The 18,335-nt window shown below is 34.6% G+C and carries 12 protein-coding genes; 2 read left to right on the plus strand and 10 right to left on the minus strand.

Annotated features, from left to right (window positions below; translation table 11 throughout):
* Window positions 1-252: 252 nt before the first annotated feature.
* The 7 genes from ZPR_RS11850 to ZPR_RS11880 are packed head-to-tail and all read right to left on the minus strand — an operon-like array spanning window position 253 to window position 8,174.
* A complete protein-coding gene (locus tag ZPR_RS11850; protein WP_013071915.1) occupies window positions 253-1,218 on the minus strand; it encodes an ROK family protein in 966 nt (321 codons plus the stop codon).
* A 4-nt stretch (window positions 1,219-1,222) separates the two neighbouring features.
* Window positions 1,223-2,227 (minus strand): Gfo/Idh/MocA family protein, encoded by a 1,005-nt coding sequence (locus ZPR_RS11855; protein ID WP_013071916.1) that lies wholly within the window; start codon window positions 2,225-2,227, stop codon window positions 1,223-1,225.
* 37 nt (window positions 2,228-2,264) lie between these two features.
* Entirely contained in the window at window positions 2,265-3,602 is a 1,338-nt protein-coding gene (locus ZPR_RS11860; RefSeq protein WP_013071917.1) for a DegT/DnrJ/EryC1/StrS family aminotransferase, read from the minus strand.
* A complete protein-coding gene (locus tag ZPR_RS11865; protein ID WP_013071918.1) occupies window positions 3,583-6,180 on the minus strand; it encodes a glycoside hydrolase family 2 protein in 2,598 nt (865 codons plus the stop codon). Before ZPR_RS11865 ends, ZPR_RS11860 begins: the two co-directional genes overlap by 20 nt.
* Before the next feature lie 7 nt (window positions 6,181-6,187).
* On the minus strand, window positions 6,188-6,430 hold the full coding sequence (locus tag ZPR_RS11870; RefSeq protein WP_013071919.1) for a hypothetical protein: 243 nt from the start codon (window positions 6,428-6,430) through the stop codon (window positions 6,188-6,190).
* An 18-nt stretch (window positions 6,431-6,448) separates the two neighbouring features.
* Window positions 6,449-6,664 carry a hypothetical protein gene (locus tag ZPR_RS11875; RefSeq protein ID WP_013071920.1) on the minus strand — a complete coding sequence of 72 codons (216 nt, stop codon included), beginning with the start codon at window positions 6,662-6,664 and terminating at the stop codon, window positions 6,449-6,451.
* Between the two features lies 1 nt (window position 6,665).
* Window positions 6,666-8,174, minus strand: a complete 1,509-nt coding sequence (locus tag ZPR_RS11880) for a sodium:solute symporter family protein (protein ID WP_013071921.1) — start codon at window positions 8,172-8,174, stop codon at window positions 6,666-6,668.
* A gap of 729 nt (window positions 8,175-8,903) precedes the next feature.
* On the opposite strand from ZPR_RS11880, the gene ZPR_RS11885 reads away from it, so the two are divergent.
* Together ZPR_RS11885 and ZPR_RS11890 are read left to right on the plus strand one after the other, a co-directional pair.
* Window positions 8,904-12,263, plus strand: coding sequence for a SusC/RagA family TonB-linked outer membrane protein (locus tag ZPR_RS11885; RefSeq protein ID WP_013071923.1), 3,360 nt, complete (start codon window positions 8,904-8,906; stop codon window positions 12,261-12,263).
* A gap of 15 nt (window positions 12,264-12,278) precedes the next feature.
* A complete protein-coding gene (locus tag ZPR_RS11890) occupies window positions 12,279-13,967 on the plus strand; it encodes a SusD/RagB family nutrient-binding outer membrane lipoprotein (RefSeq protein ID WP_013071924.1) in 1,689 nt (562 codons plus the stop codon).
* Window positions 13,968-14,836: 869 nt separating this feature from the next.
* Here ZPR_RS11890 and ZPR_RS23590 read toward each other — a convergent pair.
* The 3 genes from ZPR_RS23590 to ZPR_RS11900 form a co-directional block, all read right to left on the minus strand.
* Entirely contained in the window at window positions 14,837-15,370 is a 534-nt protein-coding gene (locus ZPR_RS23590; protein ID WP_013071926.1) for a hypothetical protein, read from the minus strand.
* Complete coding sequence (locus ZPR_RS11895) at window positions 15,363-17,066, minus strand: ligand-binding sensor domain-containing protein (RefSeq protein WP_013071927.1); 1,704 nt, start codon at window positions 17,064-17,066, stop codon at window positions 15,363-15,365. Before ZPR_RS11895 ends, ZPR_RS23590 begins: the two co-directional genes overlap by 8 nt.
* Before the next feature lie 291 nt (window positions 17,067-17,357).
* On the minus strand, window positions 17,358-18,206 hold the full coding sequence (locus ZPR_RS11900) for an AraC family transcriptional regulator (RefSeq protein ID WP_013071928.1): 849 nt from the start codon (window positions 18,204-18,206) through the stop codon (window positions 17,358-17,360).
* Between the last annotated feature and the right edge of the window lie 129 nt (window positions 18,207-18,335).

The raw sequence follows: 18,335 nt of genomic DNA on the forward strand, positions 1-18,335 counted from the left end.
GAAACATTTTTTGGTGAATTCTAATGAAGATGGAAGAACCTATGTGTCCACGTTTAACCGTTTTATTAGATAATCATAAGTCGGTTTATAAGCTCTTTTTAATAAGATCAAAAAATCAGAAAGACCGCTCCGTAGCAATAAAAGTCGATGTAAGATGGTCTCTAGTTAAAATGAATACAGGGGGACAGAGTCTATGGTCATTGGATTAATGTCTCACATGTTGAATTGAGTTTTTATTTTTTATTAAACAAATTAAAAAATACTAAAACGATGTTTTACATTAGTTTTACTGAATGCTATAGCTGCAGCTCCTAAACTGCCGGCAATATTTCCAAGTTGGGCTCCAACAATTTCTGTATGTTTTCCACAATCGGGCATCATATTTTTGAATGCTGTTTTTTTTATCATTTCTATATAAAACTGGCCTGCATCAGAAATTCCACCGCCAATTATAATTTTTTGAGGAGCAAAAGTATTAATGAAAGAAGCCACACCATGGCCTAAATATTCCGTATGTTCTTCAATGCATTGAATAGCAAAATCATTATTTTGTTTGAATTTTTTTACAACGTAAAAACCATCGATATTATCTTCTTTATCTCCTGATAATTCCATATAACGTTTCACCAGTACCGAGGTAGAAGCATATGCTTCCAGGCAGCCTTTACCTCCACAGTTACAATCAATGCCATTATGTTCTACTACAATATGCCCTAATTCACCCCCTCTACTTTTATAACCATTATATATAGCGCCATTAATAATTATAGCTCCACCAATTCCGGTACCTATGGTTAGACAAATAACATCACTACAACCTCTGGCAGCTCCATAATGTAATTCACCATATCCCATTAAGTTAGCATCATTATCCACACTTACAGGTAGCTTAAAACGTGTATAGAAATATCCAGCCAGATCGATATTCTCCCAGCCTTGAAGGTTATCTGCAGCACCTATCACTACGCCTTGAAAAACGATCCCAGGAGTACCAATTCCAATACCTACTACTTCTAATTTTTTTTCAAAAGCTTCAAAAAGGGTTGTTTGAATAATTTGCTCGATGGTATCTAAAATAATATTCTTTGATGCTTCTGTTCCAATTGGTAGCATATGAGTAAATCGAATGGCCCCTGTTTCGCAAACTAATGCTGATTTAACGAAAGTGCCCCCTAAATCGATTCCAACAGCATACTTAAAATTTTCTATAATACTCATTTGTTTATAAGTTTATTACCGTACTTTTTTTTGCTGATGCATAAGCAGCATCGATGACCTGAAGGCTAACCAAACCTTCTTTTAAACCTGGTGAAGGCTGTTTTCTTTGTTTTATACAATCTATAAAATAATCCATTTGACGATCGTATAGTACTTGATCACAATGTTCCGTTTTGGCGGAGAATTTCGGATGTATTTGTTTAGAGTCTGCTGCATTTTTGAACTTTAAGAATGTAGGAAATAAGTTAGCATAGCCTTTGGTTCCAAAAATTCCACAACTAGCCTCGGGTCCGTCCCGGTGCGGTTGCCACCAACCGCTCTCAATTAGACTGTCAGTGCCATTATCCCAGGTAATTAATACTATGCCGGTGTCATCAACGTCATAATCGCCAAAATTACTTGCTATTTTTGCAAAAACCTGTACGGGATTAGGATCACCTAGTATATATCTTATAGTGTCAATTGCATGAATGCCCATATCAGCTAAAGCACCACCACCAGCAAGGTCTTTTTTCAGGAACCAGCCGGATGGCCCCCAATTTTCATGAATACCATAACCTTTGGTTTTAAATATTCTCCCCAATTTTTCTTCTTTTATAGTTTTCCGAAGAAAGTTAACTTCGTCGTCAAAGCGCCACATATGTCCCACCATTACCAATTGATTTGTTTTTTTTGCGGTTAAGGAAATCTTTTTTGCTTCTTCGGTATTTAAAGCCATGGGTTTTTCTATAAATACATCTTTATTGTTTTTTAGAAGATCAATGGCATATGAAGCATGAAGAAAATTAGGAGTGCTAATAATAACTCCATGAACGTTTACATCTGCAATAATAGGAGAAATAGAAGAATATGCCTTTTCTATATTGTATTTTTTAGCAAACTTTCTGGCATTATTCAACTGCCTGGAAACAACGGCTACAATGTCTACCTCCGGTAATTTTTTTAGTCCGAGGATATGGTAATTGGCTATATATCCAGTACCTATAAGAGCTATTTTTATTTTTTTCATCTTCAGGTTATTGTTGAAATATTCTCAATCCTATTTCCTATAAATTCCCAAGAAAGTGATTATATAAATGGATTTTTTCAGCTTTATTTTCACTATTTAATTCCTTAGAAGAGTAATATATTTTTTTTATTGCTTTGGCGATAGTGTCCATATCTTCTTTGGTTCCCATTAAAACTTTATGATGAATGCATACTGATTGATCTTTAAATATACGTTCACATATAGGTAATGAAAATCTTTTAGGGTCGATAGCTCTCCAATACGATTCGTTTAAATTATATCTTGCTGGCTTTGTGTGCGGAACGTATAAAGAACAATTATTTAGTGGCTCGTAGCTAGCGTCTACAGCAATTCCTAACTCAGCTTCTAAGGCTTTTCGAAATGTTTTGACTGGTAAGCCATTAAAATCATCCTTACTATACTTAAATGCGAAATTAAAGTATGCTTTTTTAGTTTCTCTTTTGTCGCGGGTAATAGGAGCTACTCCAGGTATTTCTTCAAGTAGTGCATTTAAATATTTTCCATTAGCATCTCTATTGGCATTTTGTATTGGTAGCCGTTTTAAGCCTTCAATTAATATAGCAGCCTGGAATTCAGTTATTCTAAGATTACCGGATTGAATGAAATTACCATCGTCATCTCCGTAATCTCCTGCACCTTTATCTACAGCATCTAAGGTGCCAGTTACAGGTCTTCTTCCGCAGTTTCTTAGCGCATCTAATTTTTTGGCCAAGACAGCATTATTAGTCGTTACAGAACCACCTTCGCCAGATGTTAAATGTTTTGATAATTGATAACTAAAACTTCCGATATCACCAATGCTACCTGCTTTTTTTCCATTCCATTCTCCTCCGTGCTTATGCGCACAATCTTCAATTACATATAGTTGATATTTTTTTGCAATAGCCATAATGGCATCCATATCTGCAAAAGCTCCGTAGAGATGAACAGGTATTATGGCTTTAGTCCTAGGTGTTATGGCCTCTTCAATTTTCTTTGGATTAATGCACCAGTTTTCTTCATTTACATCTACTAGTATTGGAGTGGCATTTACATCGATTACCGTTGCTGCGGTAGCTTGCCATGTCAAGCCTGGAATGATAACTTCGTCACCAAGACCAATACCTAAGGCTTCCAGCGAAATTTGCAAAGTGATCGTCCCATTAACGGTGCAAATAGCATGATTTACCCCTATAAATTCCGCAAAAAGTTTATTGAATTCCGTTTCTTTTGGCCCATTATACGACCAAATGCCACTATTTAGAACTTCAATAAGGGCTATCTCTTCTTCTTTTCCCCACACAGGCCATTTGGGCCAAGGTTGCTTGGTGGTATTTCGGCAGGGAGTTCCTCCGTTAATTGCTAATTTCTTCATAATTGACAGTGTTGAAATTCCAAGAATCGATTTTTAGTGCTACAGGTGCATTATGATTGAATTTTCCTTTTAGTATTCTGGATTCGCCTGGAAGTAGACTTATAAAATTATCTTCCCAATAAATTGGAAGAATAGGGGTTCCGTGCTTTTTATCTTGTAATTTAAGATTTATAAGAAAGGCAATTAATCGTTCAGGGTTTATTATCTTCACCATTATTTCTTGATAATTTTCAACTTCTATTATTTGATAATGTACCGTAAGATCTCCCTTTTCTAAACTATTGAGCAGGTAAAAATCTGAATATATTTTGCTAGGGGTATGAAATGCAAACTCTCCTAAATTTGTCTCATAGTCTAATTCTTCTTCTTTAGTAGACAGCCAATAAAAATTTATATCTATTTCTATATCGCGTTCGTCCATGATACGTAAATCCAAGAAATAGGTCGTAGAAATATTTTCCAGATATCCAAGATCATATATGGGAATGGAGGTATCTGCTGTAATTTCAAATTCAATTCTATGATCTAAATATTCTTTCGATGTAATATCATAAATACGGATTCTAGCCTTTAAATTTTTAATGGTATTCAAGTGATCGTTTACTGCATAAATTTTATAATCTCCATAATTGTAAATAAGATGTAGTGGAGCACAGGCCTTTTGGGTGGCGTAGAATGCTGCTGTAGGCATAAGATAATAATCATATAATTGCCAATACATTTTTGGCCATGCCGCATTTAACATCCATTGAATAATTCCGGTTGATTTTTCTTTATTGACTTGAAAAGCTTCAAACATGGGGCGCATTAATTCGTAATTCATGACTTGCGCTTTTTGATTGAATTCATAAAGATTTAGAGGATTTCCATATCTTTCTTTGATTGCGGTTTTAAAACGGTTAAGATTGGCAAACTCATAGCGTCCACAATGGTAATTCCATACTTTACTTATGGGCCAAAGCTGATCTTCCGGAATAAATTTCTTTAAGCTTTCTAATTGTGGTATTTGAGCACCGGTTCCGGTTTCGGTATTAAATCCATAAGAACCACCAAAACGAGTATCAGTAAACCAATAAATGGGAGCCGTGTAATCATAAGGACCTAGCATTTTAACACCGGAAGAACCACTAATTTCGCTAATTATATCTTCTGAACCTATAACATGCTGATCGCTTCCCACTCCTCCGGTTGAATTTAGATAAGGACGGGTTGGATCGTATTTCTTAAAAGTGTCAATATATTTTTGCTCTAATTGATTGATAGGTACTTTGTCACTTGCGACTGTCCAAACAAATATACTAGGATGGTTACGCAACCAAATAACCTGATCTTCCCAAGCTTGTGCTACTTGCTCAATGTCGTGTGGCTTATAAACACCACCAAAACGTTCGTTTACAGGTACACCCATATGAATTTCATGTTCCCAGTGACAACTCCAACCAACCATCATTAAAATTCCAAGTTCATCGCATAGATCATATAACTTTTGATTTTTACCCCAAATTCCCTCTAAACGAATAGTATTCAAATTCATTTGTTTCACATAGTTAAGCTGTGCTTCTATGGTAGAATCAGTATCCATTAGCAAAAGGTCATCAGTCCAGCCAGCCCCTTTAATTAGAACTTTCTTACCATTAATCTTATAACCGCGGTGAATATCGTTTAGCCAAAAGTCTTCAATTTGTCGAACGCCAAATTGAATATTGGTAGAATCGGTTATTTCTTTCTCAACTTCAAAATGAAGATTTAGCGTGTACAGATGTGGATTACCTAAATGAAATGGCCACCAAAGTTTTGGATTTCGTAATTTTAACTGGGGATAAATGGTAGGATCAAATTCAATAGTTATAGAAGAATTGACTGGTATCTTTACTTTTTTATTAAATTCTATATCTCCTATTTGTCCAACTAAGCTACCCGAAATAGTTTTGTTAGTGGTATTTTCTAACTGCGCGGAAACGGTAAGTTCTGCAGAGGTGAAATTATTTAAATCTATAGAGGATTGTACAAAGGGACGATTAATTTTTATGCCTTTATATAAATGTAGTTTAACCGGCCTAAATATCCCCATGTTGCCATCTGGTGGAGCTGGGTTCCAATCCACAAAACCAGTACTAAAATCCCCTGGTTTTGGAGGTATAACTTCTATGGCTAACAGATTCTCACCGGTTTTTACAGCATCACTTATAGTTAATGATGTTATGCGGAATGCACCATTTATCACTTTACTATCGGCAATCAAATTCCCATTTAACCAAACATTTGCTTTATAATTTATACCTTCAAATTCTAAGCAGGCATCTAAGGCAGATTTATCATCGGCAATAGTAAAGCAGGTTGTATACCACCATGGAGCTTTAAACTTTTCCGGAGGAATATTTTTTAAGTTTTCCCCAAAATAAGGATCTTTATAGATCTGATTGAGTACAAGAGTGCCTAGAACAGTAGAAGGAACTTGAGCGGGTATCCAATCGCTTGTAGTATTAGATTTTAACGAAAGCTCATAACCAGTTTGCGAAACTTTTTCAGATGATTGAATTTTCCAATTATCTTTTAATTCAATTTTTAGATGCTTCATCTGTTCGCTATTTGTTATCGTTAGTTTTATTTAGCTTCAACTTATGTATGTTGATTTTAGCTTTCCACATCATACCACCACCAATAGTCATTAGAAGTAATCCTGCCACCATATCTGTCATGTGTTCTATAAAAGTTTCCGTAAAAATCATTGCGAAAAGTATGATGATCCCAAAACTTAGAATGAAAAAACCTAGCGCATTGTTAATTTGTGCTGCTTTGATTTTTGCATTCACTTCATTTTCTTTCATATTTCCTTTATTTTCTAATTAAAAGTGACTGTAGATCATGGACAAAATAAGTAGTACAGCAATCGACCATATTTTTAAGTTATTCCACCAGTGACGATGTTCTTCAGGAACTCCCTGGTAGATATACTCATTAGGTAATAGTAGTACCAAAAATCCTATAACTGCATATAAAGCAAGAAATATAATCTTAGCCGTTTCCTGAGATATGCCCGATAGCCAATCAAAATTGAACATATTATAGTGTTTTATTTTTCAACAAAATTTTAGAACTAAACACTAGACCACGTAGCTCCTTCTCGGAATGTTTTTTGGTTGTCAAACTAACGATTACATTTATAATTGAAGCTAATAGAAACGACCACCATGAAATGTAAAGAAAAGGATCTTCTATAGTGAAATAATTCTCCTTGAAAACATTCAAATAGACAGCGAATCCTATTCCGATTAATAAAGAAGATAGACCACCCCATTGCGTTGTTCTGTTCCAGAATATACCCAAAAGAAGAATAGCAAATAAGGGCCCCTGAAAATAAGACATGAATGTTTGAATCGCCACATAGATGCCGGGAAAATCGCTACTAATTGGTGAAGTAGCTACACCTACAAACAATAAGACAAGCGTGGTAATTTGTCCCACTTTTAAATAATGCTTATCATCTGCTCCCTTTTTAATAAATGGTTCATAGATGTCTTTAGTAAATAATGTAGCTGTAGAATTTAATAAGGAATCTACACTGGACATTAATCCCGCAAAAAATGCAGCGAACATAAGACCAATCAAACCTGGAGGAAGTATAGATTTTATCATCATTGGTAGTGCCTGGTCACCATCCGATAATTCTGGATGAACTACAACAGCCATTAATCCCGGAAATAAAACCAATATTGGAATAAACATTTTAAGTGCAGAGCCAAAAATCATACTCGCCTTTGCATGCCATTCATTTTTAGCAGTCAGGCAACGTTGTACGATAGATTGGTTACCAATCATATATGCATTAGCCATAACAAATGTCAGTCCAAATAAAATCCCTGTCCACGGAAAAGGAGAGTTTGTGTCTTGCGGTTGGATGATATCAAAGTGGCTTTGATATTCTGGTCCCATAGCACCTATTTTTTCAACCATGCTGTCCCAGCCTCCAACTTTATAAAGACTTAAGAATACAAGAGCAAATCCCCCTATGAACATAATAATGAACTGTACAACATCAGTCATTATTACTGCCGTAATTCCGCCAAAATAAGTGTATAGACCAACCACTCCGGCAGTCGAAATAATAGAAATCCAGATTGGCCAACCCATAAGTACATTTAGTAGTACGGCACTTGCCCAAAATAAAACACCTAAATCTAAAGCAAAGAACAAAATCCAGGTGATAGAGGCAATAGTCCGTACCGATTTATTGTATCGTCTACCTAGATATTCTGGTATTGTATACATCCCGCCACGCCAGAAATAAGGTATAAAAATAAAAGCAGCCAATAGCATAGCGGGTACAGATCCTACCCAATCAAAATTTCCAACAGAAATTCCGTATCGATAGGCCTGTCCAGACACTCCCACAAAATCGAGAGCTCCAATATCTGAAACGACAATAGACATGCCAATAGCCCAAAAAGGAAGACTTTTACCTCCAAGAAAATAATCTTCTGAGCTATTAACGAATTTTTTAAAATAGAGTCCTAATAACAGCATTCCTACGATGTAGGCTATGACTATAAAATAGTCTATTCCTAAGAGCATACTAATGATTATAAGATGAATTGCAAATTAAAATTAAATATCCCCTAAAGGGTTATCATATTTTGTTCGATTTACATGATATATCAACCCTATGGTTAATTGACTGCTACTATGATGTTAATATTTGATTACTGATAAGGCTATATCAAGATTAAATACTCCGGTTCCGGTGGTAATCGGGATGGCTCGATATGAAAAATGATTTTCTAATAAATGTTTTTGGGCTTATTCTTAGATGCTTTACTATAAAAGAAGATTTGTTGCATCCAAGCTTCATTAAAATTAATAATCAGCGCGAAAGCACTCCTTGATTTGAATTCACTGCTATCAGAAATTCCAATAGATTATAGGGTTTACCTACATCATTAATTATTGAAGAAAACATTATCTATAAGTCATCACAGCACCAATTTATACTTACTACTATAATTAAAAATGTATTCGATTGTAGATTAAAACACCAGATAATTTCTTTATAAGTGTCTTGTTTTTTTATGAAGAACGCATGTATTTTCTTGTTAAAGTGCCCGTTTAAAGTCCTATCTGTGAAGCCTGTTCATGATATCTTAACTTTTAATTGCATTTAATTTAAAGCACGGCGAAAATGGGGCAAAAAAACATGTATAATTAATAATATACCGTGTGTTTAAAAGATGCCAATAAAATAGATTTGTCAAGAGTTCACTTAAAACAATCTAATATTCAACCTTTTAAAAGCGTAAGTTAATTATGAAAAAAAGAAAAATAAATGTGTTGTTACTTATTATTTTCAGCATGTTTGTTGCCAATATGGTAGCCCAACAAGAGGTTACCGGTACCGTTAAAAGTGATGACGGCCTTTTGTTACCTGGGGTATCTGTGGTATTAAAAGGAACAAAAAAAGGGGTATCTACCGATTTTGATGGAAACTATAGTATTCAAGTACCAACTAGTAATGCTACCCTTGTTTTTTCCTATACGGGAATGATCACACAAGAAATGCTTGTGGGTGATAAAAAGGTCATTGATGTAATTTTAAAGACTTCTTCTGAACAATTAAATGAAGTAGTGGTAACCGCATTGGGTATTTCCAGAGAGAAAAAATCTCTTGGTTATTCAGTAGCCGAGTTCGATGGTGATGATCTAACGACGGTAACGCAAGAGAATGCTTTAAATGGCTTAAATGGAAGAGTGGCAGGAGTACAAATTAATTCAACAGGAGGTACAGGGTCTACGGTTAGTGTGATCCTTCGTGGGGCTTCTTCCTTAACCACAGATAACCAACCCTTATATATTATTGATGGTGTTCCGCTTACTAGTGGACTTACTAATATTGGGAGCACAGGTAGTGGTGTTGCTGTAGACTATGGTGGTGGGATTAGTGATATTAACCCAGATGATATAGCAAATGTATCGGTATTGAAAGGTCCCAGTGCCGCAGCCCTTTATGGATCTAGAGGAGCTAATGGGGTTATTATGATCACCACAAAATCAGGTAAAAAAGCTAAAGGCCTAGGGATTTCATTTACCTCCAGTAATGTCTTCGAAACTCCATATAAATTTTTGGAAAAGAGTATGCGCTTTGCAAATGGTAGTAGACCCGATCCAAGTATTACTCAGATCGATGAAACCTCCTCAGGTTGGGTAGGCCCGGAATTGGATAAAGGTTTAAGTGCTATTCAGTGGCCCTATTCCGAAGAAGAAATTGAAAGTGGCATAGGAGTGGCTAAACCATTAATTTCTAGAGGATCAAATAATGCAAAGAATTTTTTTGAGACTGCATATACCTTAACAAATACTATTGCTGTAGAAAATAATTCTGATAGGATGAATTACCGTATGTCTTATACAAATATGAGAAACGAAGGTTTTATTCCCAATTCAGATTTAAAACGTAATAATTTTGGTATAAACAGTACTTTCGATATCAACGATCAGCTTAAGCTAACCGCAAGCCTGAAGTATTCCATTTCCGAGGCTGATAATAGACCATCAACTACAGATAGAAATGCGAATCCTTTGCAAGCCATTTACGATATTAATCCTCACATTGATATTCGAGATATGAGAGATTATTGGCTAGTAGAAGGTCAAACTCAGAATGCTCCGTATAATTTAGGGAATAGCCCATCTGATTTCGAATACAACAATCCTTATTTCTTGGCTTATGAAATAAATAACGGTTTCAAAAGAAAAAGATTGATAGGGAATATTCAGGCAGATTATCGATTTACAGATAAGATTTCTTTGATGGCTCGATTTACATATAATGACTCTAACGAAGATCGAGAAACAAGAATATCAAGTGGTTTTAATAGAGAAATGAATGGAGCATACGGCATACAAAACCTTACAGGGGTAGAGAGTAATGCTGATTTCTTATTGTCCTACAGTGATAAATTAAGTAAAGATATTGATTTTACACTATCTGGTGGTGGTAATACAAGAAATGTGGATAATAGTTTTGTATCTACCCAAACAAAAAATGGAGGTTCTGGTTTAATTGTTCCCAACTTGTTTTTATTATCAAACATTGCTGCTGATAATATCGATTATACAGAAAGAATATCAAAAGAACGGGTTAATAGTTTGTATGCTTTAGGGAATATAGGATATAAAGATATGATTTACATAGACGCAAGCGTTAGAAATGATTGGTCTAGTACACTACCTGAAAATGACAATAGTTTTTTATATCCATCTGTTTCTACGAGTATCCTAGCCAACAAAATTTTTAATATGGGAACCAACGTGTCTTTATTTAAATTACGTGTAGGTTGGGCACAGGCAGGTAACGATACAAGTCCTTATAATTTATATGCGATACTCAGCAATAATGGGGATTGGGGAGCAGCATCTCAATTGGCAGTAAGTCAAGCTTTAAAAAATGACAAAATTAAGGCAGAGTTAAATACTTCTACAGAGTATGGGATTGATTTATCACTTTTTAGGAATCGTCTTACTATGGATTTTACTTATTATGAGTCGAATAATGAAAATCAAATATTTCAAAAATCATTACCAATTTCATCGGGCGCTACGAGTAAACTCTTTAACGCAGGAAACTTAAATAGTAAAGGTTATGAAGCTAGTTTAGGTGGAACGGTAATAGATGGAGAAAATCTTCGTTGGAATATGAATTTAACCTTTACCACCAATAAAACAATTATAACAAAACTCGCAGAGGGTACCGATTATGTTAATTTCTGGAGTGAGGCCAAGGGAGGTGCCTATACATGGGTAGGGGAAGAAGTTGGCCAGATTGTAGATAGAAAATTGGTTAGAGTAGAAGATGAGAATTCTCCGTATTACGGATGGCCACTTTTGGATGATGAAGGTTGGGAAAATAGTGATCGAACATTATCTGATGAAAATGGCAATAGAGTAGCTCCTGTAATTGGTAATTATAATCCAGATTTTAAAATGGGACTACAAACCTCTATTCAATACAAAAATTGGAATCTATCTATGAACTTTGATTGGAGAAATGGAGGACAATTCGTTTCGCAGACTCATAGATATAGTGAATCAGATCTGCAGACCACACGATGGCTAAATAAGGTTCATAATTTAAGTAATGTAGGAGATATTCCTACCTATATTAAAAACAATGCCGATAAATTTTTATCTCCAAATGGCGAATTTTATCCACTCGTTGGAGGCCCAACTGCGGAAGATGGAGGTTTTCCTATCGATGGCCTAAATGATGGTGTATTTTTACCAGGAGTTATAGGGAAATATGATGAAAACGGAAATTTTATTGCAGAACAAGAAAATATCGGTGGTCCCGGAACTCAATATCATACTTACGGAGACAATTACCCTTGGGATTTTACAAGAGCCTCTACCTTTGATGCCGATTATGTAAAGCTTAGACAAATTTCCATTAGTTATAGTTTCCCTAGAGCAATAGCAGAAAAAGTGTCAATGCGTAATTTATCACTCTCCTTATTTAGCCGAAATATCATTTTATGGACTAAAGCGGGTATTAATATTGACCCTGAATCAGCGTTTCAATATTCTGGAGGAAACCTTTCTCAAGGGGTTGAAAGGTATAATATTCAACCCTGGGCAATTCCAGTTGGTTTTAAATTAAATGCAAGTTTTTAAATAAAAAATAAGAATATGAAATTAATTAAAAATACAGTTATTCTATTTCTTATAGTTCCTTTATTTATAATGGTGTCCTGTGACGATGAACTTATGGAAATTAATGAAAACCCGAACGGGATCGAGGCTAGTGTAGTAGATCCGAATTTATTAATAAGCACGGTAATGACTGGCCTTGCTACCACTACCACCGAAAGAGGGTATGCCGGTGATACAGGAGCTGGAGCTCAATATATACAAAAAGACTCCTGGTCTGATAATCGCTACGATTGGAAAACAGGTAGCATTTGGTCTTCTAATTACAATTTGTTGCGAACTAATAAGGTAGCTCATGAAAGAGCTGTAGCACTTGGATTGCAATTTCATGAAGGGGTTACCTTAATATTAAAATCGATGTTGTTTGGGAATTTAACCGATTTTTATGGGGATATTCCTTACTCTAAAGCATTAAATGGCAGAGATTTAGAGGGAGAAAGACCAGAATATGATAAACAAGAAATGGTTTATAAGGCTATAATTTCAGATTTAGAAAAAGCCTCGGAACTTTTGGAAGGAAATAATTTTGATGAAGTTGTGGAAAGTCAAGATTTGTTTTATAATGGAGATGCCTCCAAATGGCAAAAATTAGCAAACTCTTTAGCATTACGGTACTATATGCGCTTATCAGAAAAATTACCTGTTTTTGCTAGAGAAGGAGTGACTAAAATGCTATCTAAGCCTTTAATAGATAATATTGAGGATGAACTTGTGTTGGATTATATTGGAGGTATTGACAGTCAATCCTGGCCAAATAGCGGTCAGTTTGGTTCAGCATCAGACTTCCACAGAGTGAAACCCTGTACTACCTTAACAGATAAATTAAAAGAATTAGAAGATCCTCGAATTTCTATTTGGTTTGAACCTGTTTTGATTCCAACTAAAGTAGTACCGGCAGCTGAGGTTCCTGGTGAAGCAGATATTGTAGAATCTGATGGTGTTCGTTATATTAATGAAGAAACTTTAGAAGCGAATAACTATGCAATATATGCTCCTGATACTTATAGTGAAGACTTAAAAGCCGGGAAAACGCTTATTGATACCAGTAGTGTGTATGTGGGTTTACCAGTAGCGGTAAGTGGCGTTGATCCCTATCAATATAACTTGAATTCAGAAGGCTCAAGAGGAGGGACCAATGCATATGTCTCTACAATGAACCAAGTTTTCAATCAAAAAGAAGACGGCGGGAATTTTTTAAAAGCCCGGTTGTTTTCTTATGCTGAATTATCATTCTTAAAAGCAGAAGCAGCTTTGAGAGGTTGGGGATCTGGCGCTGAAGAGCATTACTTAGAAGGTATAAAAGCTTCTTTAGAAGCCTGGGGTCTTGTAGATTCTTATGATCGCTATATCAATCATCCTAAAGTTAAGTTTGATGGTACATTAGTACAAATAATGGAACAAAAATGGATTGCAAATATGTTTAATGGAGACGAAGCCTATATAGATTGGAGAAGGACAGGTCTTCCTAATTTGAATCCTGGACCATTTGCAAGAGAAGAAGTGATGCCATTAAGATTCACTTATCCGGATGACGAAATTAATAATAACAGCGTAAATAATGCGGTTGGGGCTGCTTCATTAGAGTCCACTCCTTATAGTACTACAGATCCAAATGATAGCCCATATGCGCGACCGTGGATTGTACAGGGAGTATCGAATCCATGGTGATATGTAAGTTTAATTGTGTGAATTTGTTTGAATAGTTTGTTTGATTTAAATTGCCTGGGTTTTCTCAGGCAATTTTTTTATAGTTCGTTTAGATGCTGTTGATCAGAGAATTTAAAAACGTACAGAAAATAGATTTTCAAAAGCCGTATAACTTTTATAGTTATTACGAATCCCTAGTCTGACTATGCTAAAGGGAATATGATAATTAGATTTTTGGAACCAAGTATATTAATTTCCTGGCCAATTTATAACACAGCAGAGCTATCTTTTATTAAAAAAATGGGAAAGAAGGAAATGGAATTGTTTTAAATGATTTGAATTGAAATAAATTATTACTTTGTTTTTAAGTACGCCCAAATTTCGTCTTTACAAGAAGTCTACAAAAGATGGTGTACTTAAAATTACTTTTTATCCTGGGGTGAGTATAAGATTCGAATAGGTGAAATAGCACTATTAATGGTGTTTTGAAATATTAAAAAGATGAGCTATTTGCAAGCTTCTTTAATGATGAAATGCTATTCCTGATACCTATTTCTTTTTATCTTTTTTGTGAAAAACACTAGCTTAAATATTTAATTGAAATTTTATGCTTCATCGTTCGTTTACAGCCGCTGTTTTAAGAAGTCTTTTTGATTGAGGAATTTCTTTAATTTTATTATCTATTATCGATCGGGTAAGACTTAAAATTGACCTGATTTTTATGATCTAAAAAATACTCATGGTGTTAAAAATTGAATTTGAGTCGCGGAATCAAAATTATATTGATAAGAGAAACTATTTTTAGCTTATGATCTGAAATACCCAATTATTAGATGTGGACAGCGATAAAAAACTTAAAAGAATCTACTGCTATAGCCGAGAGAGCTTTCTTATTGAGGTTCGCTTATTACCCCTATATATCTACCCATCCAGTAGGGAAGAAGCCATATATCTCCTGCGGAATATTCTTCCGCGCCGTCACTTCCTATTTTATCTAACTTAAACATATTGCCATTATGACGTTGTATACGTCTTTCATCTGGGGGAAGAACTTCTTTAATGGTCTGTTCTCTAAAATTAGGTGAAATAAATTCAATATCTTTTCTATGACTGTTTTTGATGTCCCATGTAATTAGATCTAAAGGGTGTTGTTGTAGATACCATATGGCTTCATCTAAATCAAATGTAGAGGTACCGGTTATGGCCGTCATAATATTCCAGGCTCCATCTTTTTCGGGACGTTCCGCTTCCCAATGGTCTATAATCGATTTTTTATATTTTTCTTTAAGCGTATCATTTAAAGCATAATTATATAATCCCCAATAGCCTAGAAAGTACATTTCGTCATCAGAATGGTTCCATGATTCAGAAAGCATTTTACTCCAATCATCGGCATCGCTGGGTGCTGTTGCGATTTCATTCATCGGTCTCATTAGATTCTCTAAATACCCATGCTTGGTCATAAGATACAAAGGTCTTTCTTTTATATTTTTCTTTTCCTGTAAAATGATATGCTGTTTGCAACATGGCAATAATATTAGAAGAGTTGATCTTTCTATCTCCAACCATTTTTGGTCTCTCATTTACATAATCTGGATTCCATTTCCCCCATGTTGTTGGTTTTCCATCAAAATCAACCATATACAAATCGTTGCTAACAATATGGCTCATTAAGGTATCCATAAGGATTATGGCGCGATCCTTTAAATCATTCTCCATTAATTCAGCCATAACACCATAGGTAAACATATGCCCTATGACTTCATCACTACTTGTGGTAGCTTTCCAATCCCATTTCGGGTCGGTTGAGTGCTGCCATCTTTCTGGATCACTTAGTTTTTCAATATAGCCACTACGCTCGAAAGATCGAGAGGGAAAGCCTTGGACAGGATTTATATTAAATAATCGCTCCATTGCTTCCATAGATTCTCTGCAGTTTTGTAGCGCTTCTTCCGATTGAGTTACTGCATATCTAAAAACCTGACCGGCAAGATACATAGATGTCCATAAACCATCGTTGTCGGAATCTGATAGGCGACCAGAGTCAATATTGCCATTGTCCATGTCTACTAAGCTTGCATTTAAGCCCAAACGGATATGACGATCTCGAACTTGTTTTTCATAATATTGAGCTTTATCATAAAGAGTCATGTTTTTAAATACTATTTTACCTAAACCAGCATCTGTAACAATCAAAACAGATCCATCTTTTCCTTGGGAAATATGTTTTATATTGTTACTGGGTAACCAGCGTTTTCCATAATAGTAATCAAATTTACCATCACTGCGTAGTTTAAAAGCACCTTGAGGGGATCCAAACCATAGGCACTCATTAATTATGTTAATAGCGGTAATATTATTTACAGGTAATTGGTTGCGTATGTTTCCTTCTCTTTTTCCTGTTGTTGTATTTATTTTAAAATATCCATTTGATGTCCCAAGAATTAATTTGCCTTTGAAAAGTGTGAAGGCTGTTAATTCTTCCTCTTGTGGTATAGTATTGAATTTATTTTTAGCAGGGTCAAAACTAGAAATGCTTTGCGTTCCTAAAATCCAAAATATTTTATTTTGAGAATCATATAATAGCGCTAATACTTTGTCATTTATTTCTATTGTCCATGGTGATTTATCGTTGGAAATAAACTCTAATGTCTTACCATCGCTTATTAAAAAATCAAAATTCTCCCCGCCGGCTAAATATTTAGCATTTGGAAGCCCATGTGACAAATAAAGGTTACCTGCCCAAGCATTACTTAGTACTGCTTTATCATCTAAATACACAAATTGATCCTTGTACAGCGTAAAGCCATTAATATTTTTATCGGCTAAGGTTCTGTAGGTTTTATCTTCAACGAGTGCTCCTGGATATAAAAATTGTCCATCATTCGTACGTAAAATTCCCTTATCAGACAAAATTTGTATAACACCATTCCTATCCATATAGGCTTTGGAAATTTGTTCATCATTGGTAAGATTATATTTTATACTATAATCTTGTTGATAGGGAATATCTTTATAAATGGGTATGTTAGAAACCTGATCTTCTTTTTTATTAGAATCTTTGCACGAGGCTAAAATTATCGAAATGACTAAAAGATAGTATAGTGTAATTTTTGCCATAACAATGATGAGGTTAGATTATTAACTAAAGATGAAATTCATTTTAAAACAAATTAATCAATTCATGAAGTGATGCGCCACTTATATATTATACAGTTTGCATGGAATCTTGACATATTTGCATATTTTTAGAATTCGATATGAATTGATGTTTGAATAATTGAAGCAAAATGCTTAAGTATTAATCTTTGCTCATAGAAATATAGGATATAGATAGGTTAAGGATTGCCTATGAAATAGAAATGTGGGTGCTTATTGGAAAATGAAAACGTATGGTCCCTAAATATAAAACTATCTGAAGTTTTTTCTGTATTCTGTAGGAGTTACGCCCATGCTTACCTTAAAATAATGATTAAAGTTAGCCAAATTATTATAGCCACTTTCATAACATATTTCGGTGATTTGTTTATCGGTCTCTGCCAGAAGTTTTGCGGCCATTCCTACCCGTACGTTTTTCACATATTCCATAAAGGTAATGCCAGTTTTCTTTTTAAAAAATCTACAAAAAGAACTTGGTGCCATATTTATTACTGAAGAAGCTTCTTCAAGATTAATACCTTCTTGAATATTTAAAAAAACGTATTCATATATTTTATTAATTTTTTCGATGTTATTGGAGAATATAGAAGATTGGTTCAAAGGATTGGATAACTTCTTTTTGTCTTCAATTTTTAGAAGGAGATTAAAAATTTGAAGCAGGCTAATATAATATTCCAGACCTTCACTTTTAGAAAGTCTTAATAGAATATTGAGTATTTCCCTATCATTTTCAACTTTAAATTGAATACCACGACTTGCCTGATTTATTAGAAGAAGAATATTTTGTAATTCTGGCATTTTAAAATACTCATTAAGTAATATTTCTTCAGAAAAATGAGTTACTATACAACGGGGCTTTTCGTTTTTATCTGCATCCAGCAATTCCCAACAATGCGGTAGTTCGGCACCCATTAGGACAAGATCTCCTTTTTCAAAATTTGAAATATTATCGCCCACAATTCTTCTGCCAGTGCCAGAGACAATATAATTGAGTTCTATATTTTTATGAGAATGGATAATTGTATCATCAGTAAGATCTAGTTCTCTTGTAATAAAAGAGTGATTATTTGGGATATATATTTTGTGAAAAATAAATTCCATATGTTATAATATTAACTCTCGGTTCAATATTACATATAAAATTTGTCCATGATGGTTAAGATTCTATGAGATATTTGTAAAATAATTGTACTATTCTTATTTGGTTTTATTTTCTTTTGTTAAGAATAT

Source organism: Zunongwangia profunda SM-A87 (assembly GCF_000023465.1).
In the GTDB taxonomy this organism is placed as follows: Bacteria; Bacteroidota; Bacteroidia; order Flavobacteriales; family Flavobacteriaceae; genus Zunongwangia; species Zunongwangia profunda.

Coding starts and splice junctions, on each gene's coding strand:
- ZPR_RS11870 (WP_013071919.1), bottom strand. CDS start 6,430: ATGAAAGAAAATGAAGTGAATGCAAAAATCAAAGCAGCACAAATTAAC.
- ZPR_RS23590 (WP_013071926.1), bottom strand. CDS start 15,370: ATGAATGAAATCGCAACAGCACCCAGCGATGCCGATGATTGGAGTAAA.
- ZPR_RS11895 (WP_013071927.1), bottom strand. CDS start 17,066: ATGGCAAAAATTACACTATACTATCTTTTAGTCATTTCGATAATTTTA.
- ZPR_RS11900 (WP_013071928.1), bottom strand. CDS start 18,206: ATGGAATTTATTTTTCACAAAATATATATCCCAAATAATCACTCTTTT.
- ZPR_RS11875 (WP_013071920.1), bottom strand. CDS start 6,664: ATGTTCAATTTTGATTGGCTATCGGGCATATCTCAGGAAACGGCTAAG.
- ZPR_RS11885 (WP_013071923.1), top strand. CDS start 8,904: ATGAAAAAAAGAAAAATAAATGTGTTGTTACTTATTATTTTCAGCATG.
- ZPR_RS11880 (WP_013071921.1), bottom strand. CDS start 8,174: ATGCTCTTAGGAATAGACTATTTTATAGTCATAGCCTACATCGTAGGA.
- ZPR_RS11865 (WP_013071918.1), bottom strand. CDS start 6,180: ATGAAGCATCTAAAAATTGAATTAAAAGATAATTGGAAAATTCAATCA.
- ZPR_RS11850 (WP_013071915.1), bottom strand. CDS start 1,218: ATGAGTATTATAGAAAATTTTAAGTATGCTGTTGGAATCGATTTAGGG.
- ZPR_RS11860 (WP_013071917.1), bottom strand. CDS start 3,602: ATGAAGAAATTAGCAATTAACGGAGGAACTCCCTGCCGAAATACCACC.
- ZPR_RS11890 (WP_013071924.1), top strand. CDS start 12,279: ATGAAATTAATTAAAAATACAGTTATTCTATTTCTTATAGTTCCTTTA.
- ZPR_RS11855 (WP_013071916.1), bottom strand. CDS start 2,227: ATGAAAAAAATAAAAATAGCTCTTATAGGTACTGGATATATAGCCAAT.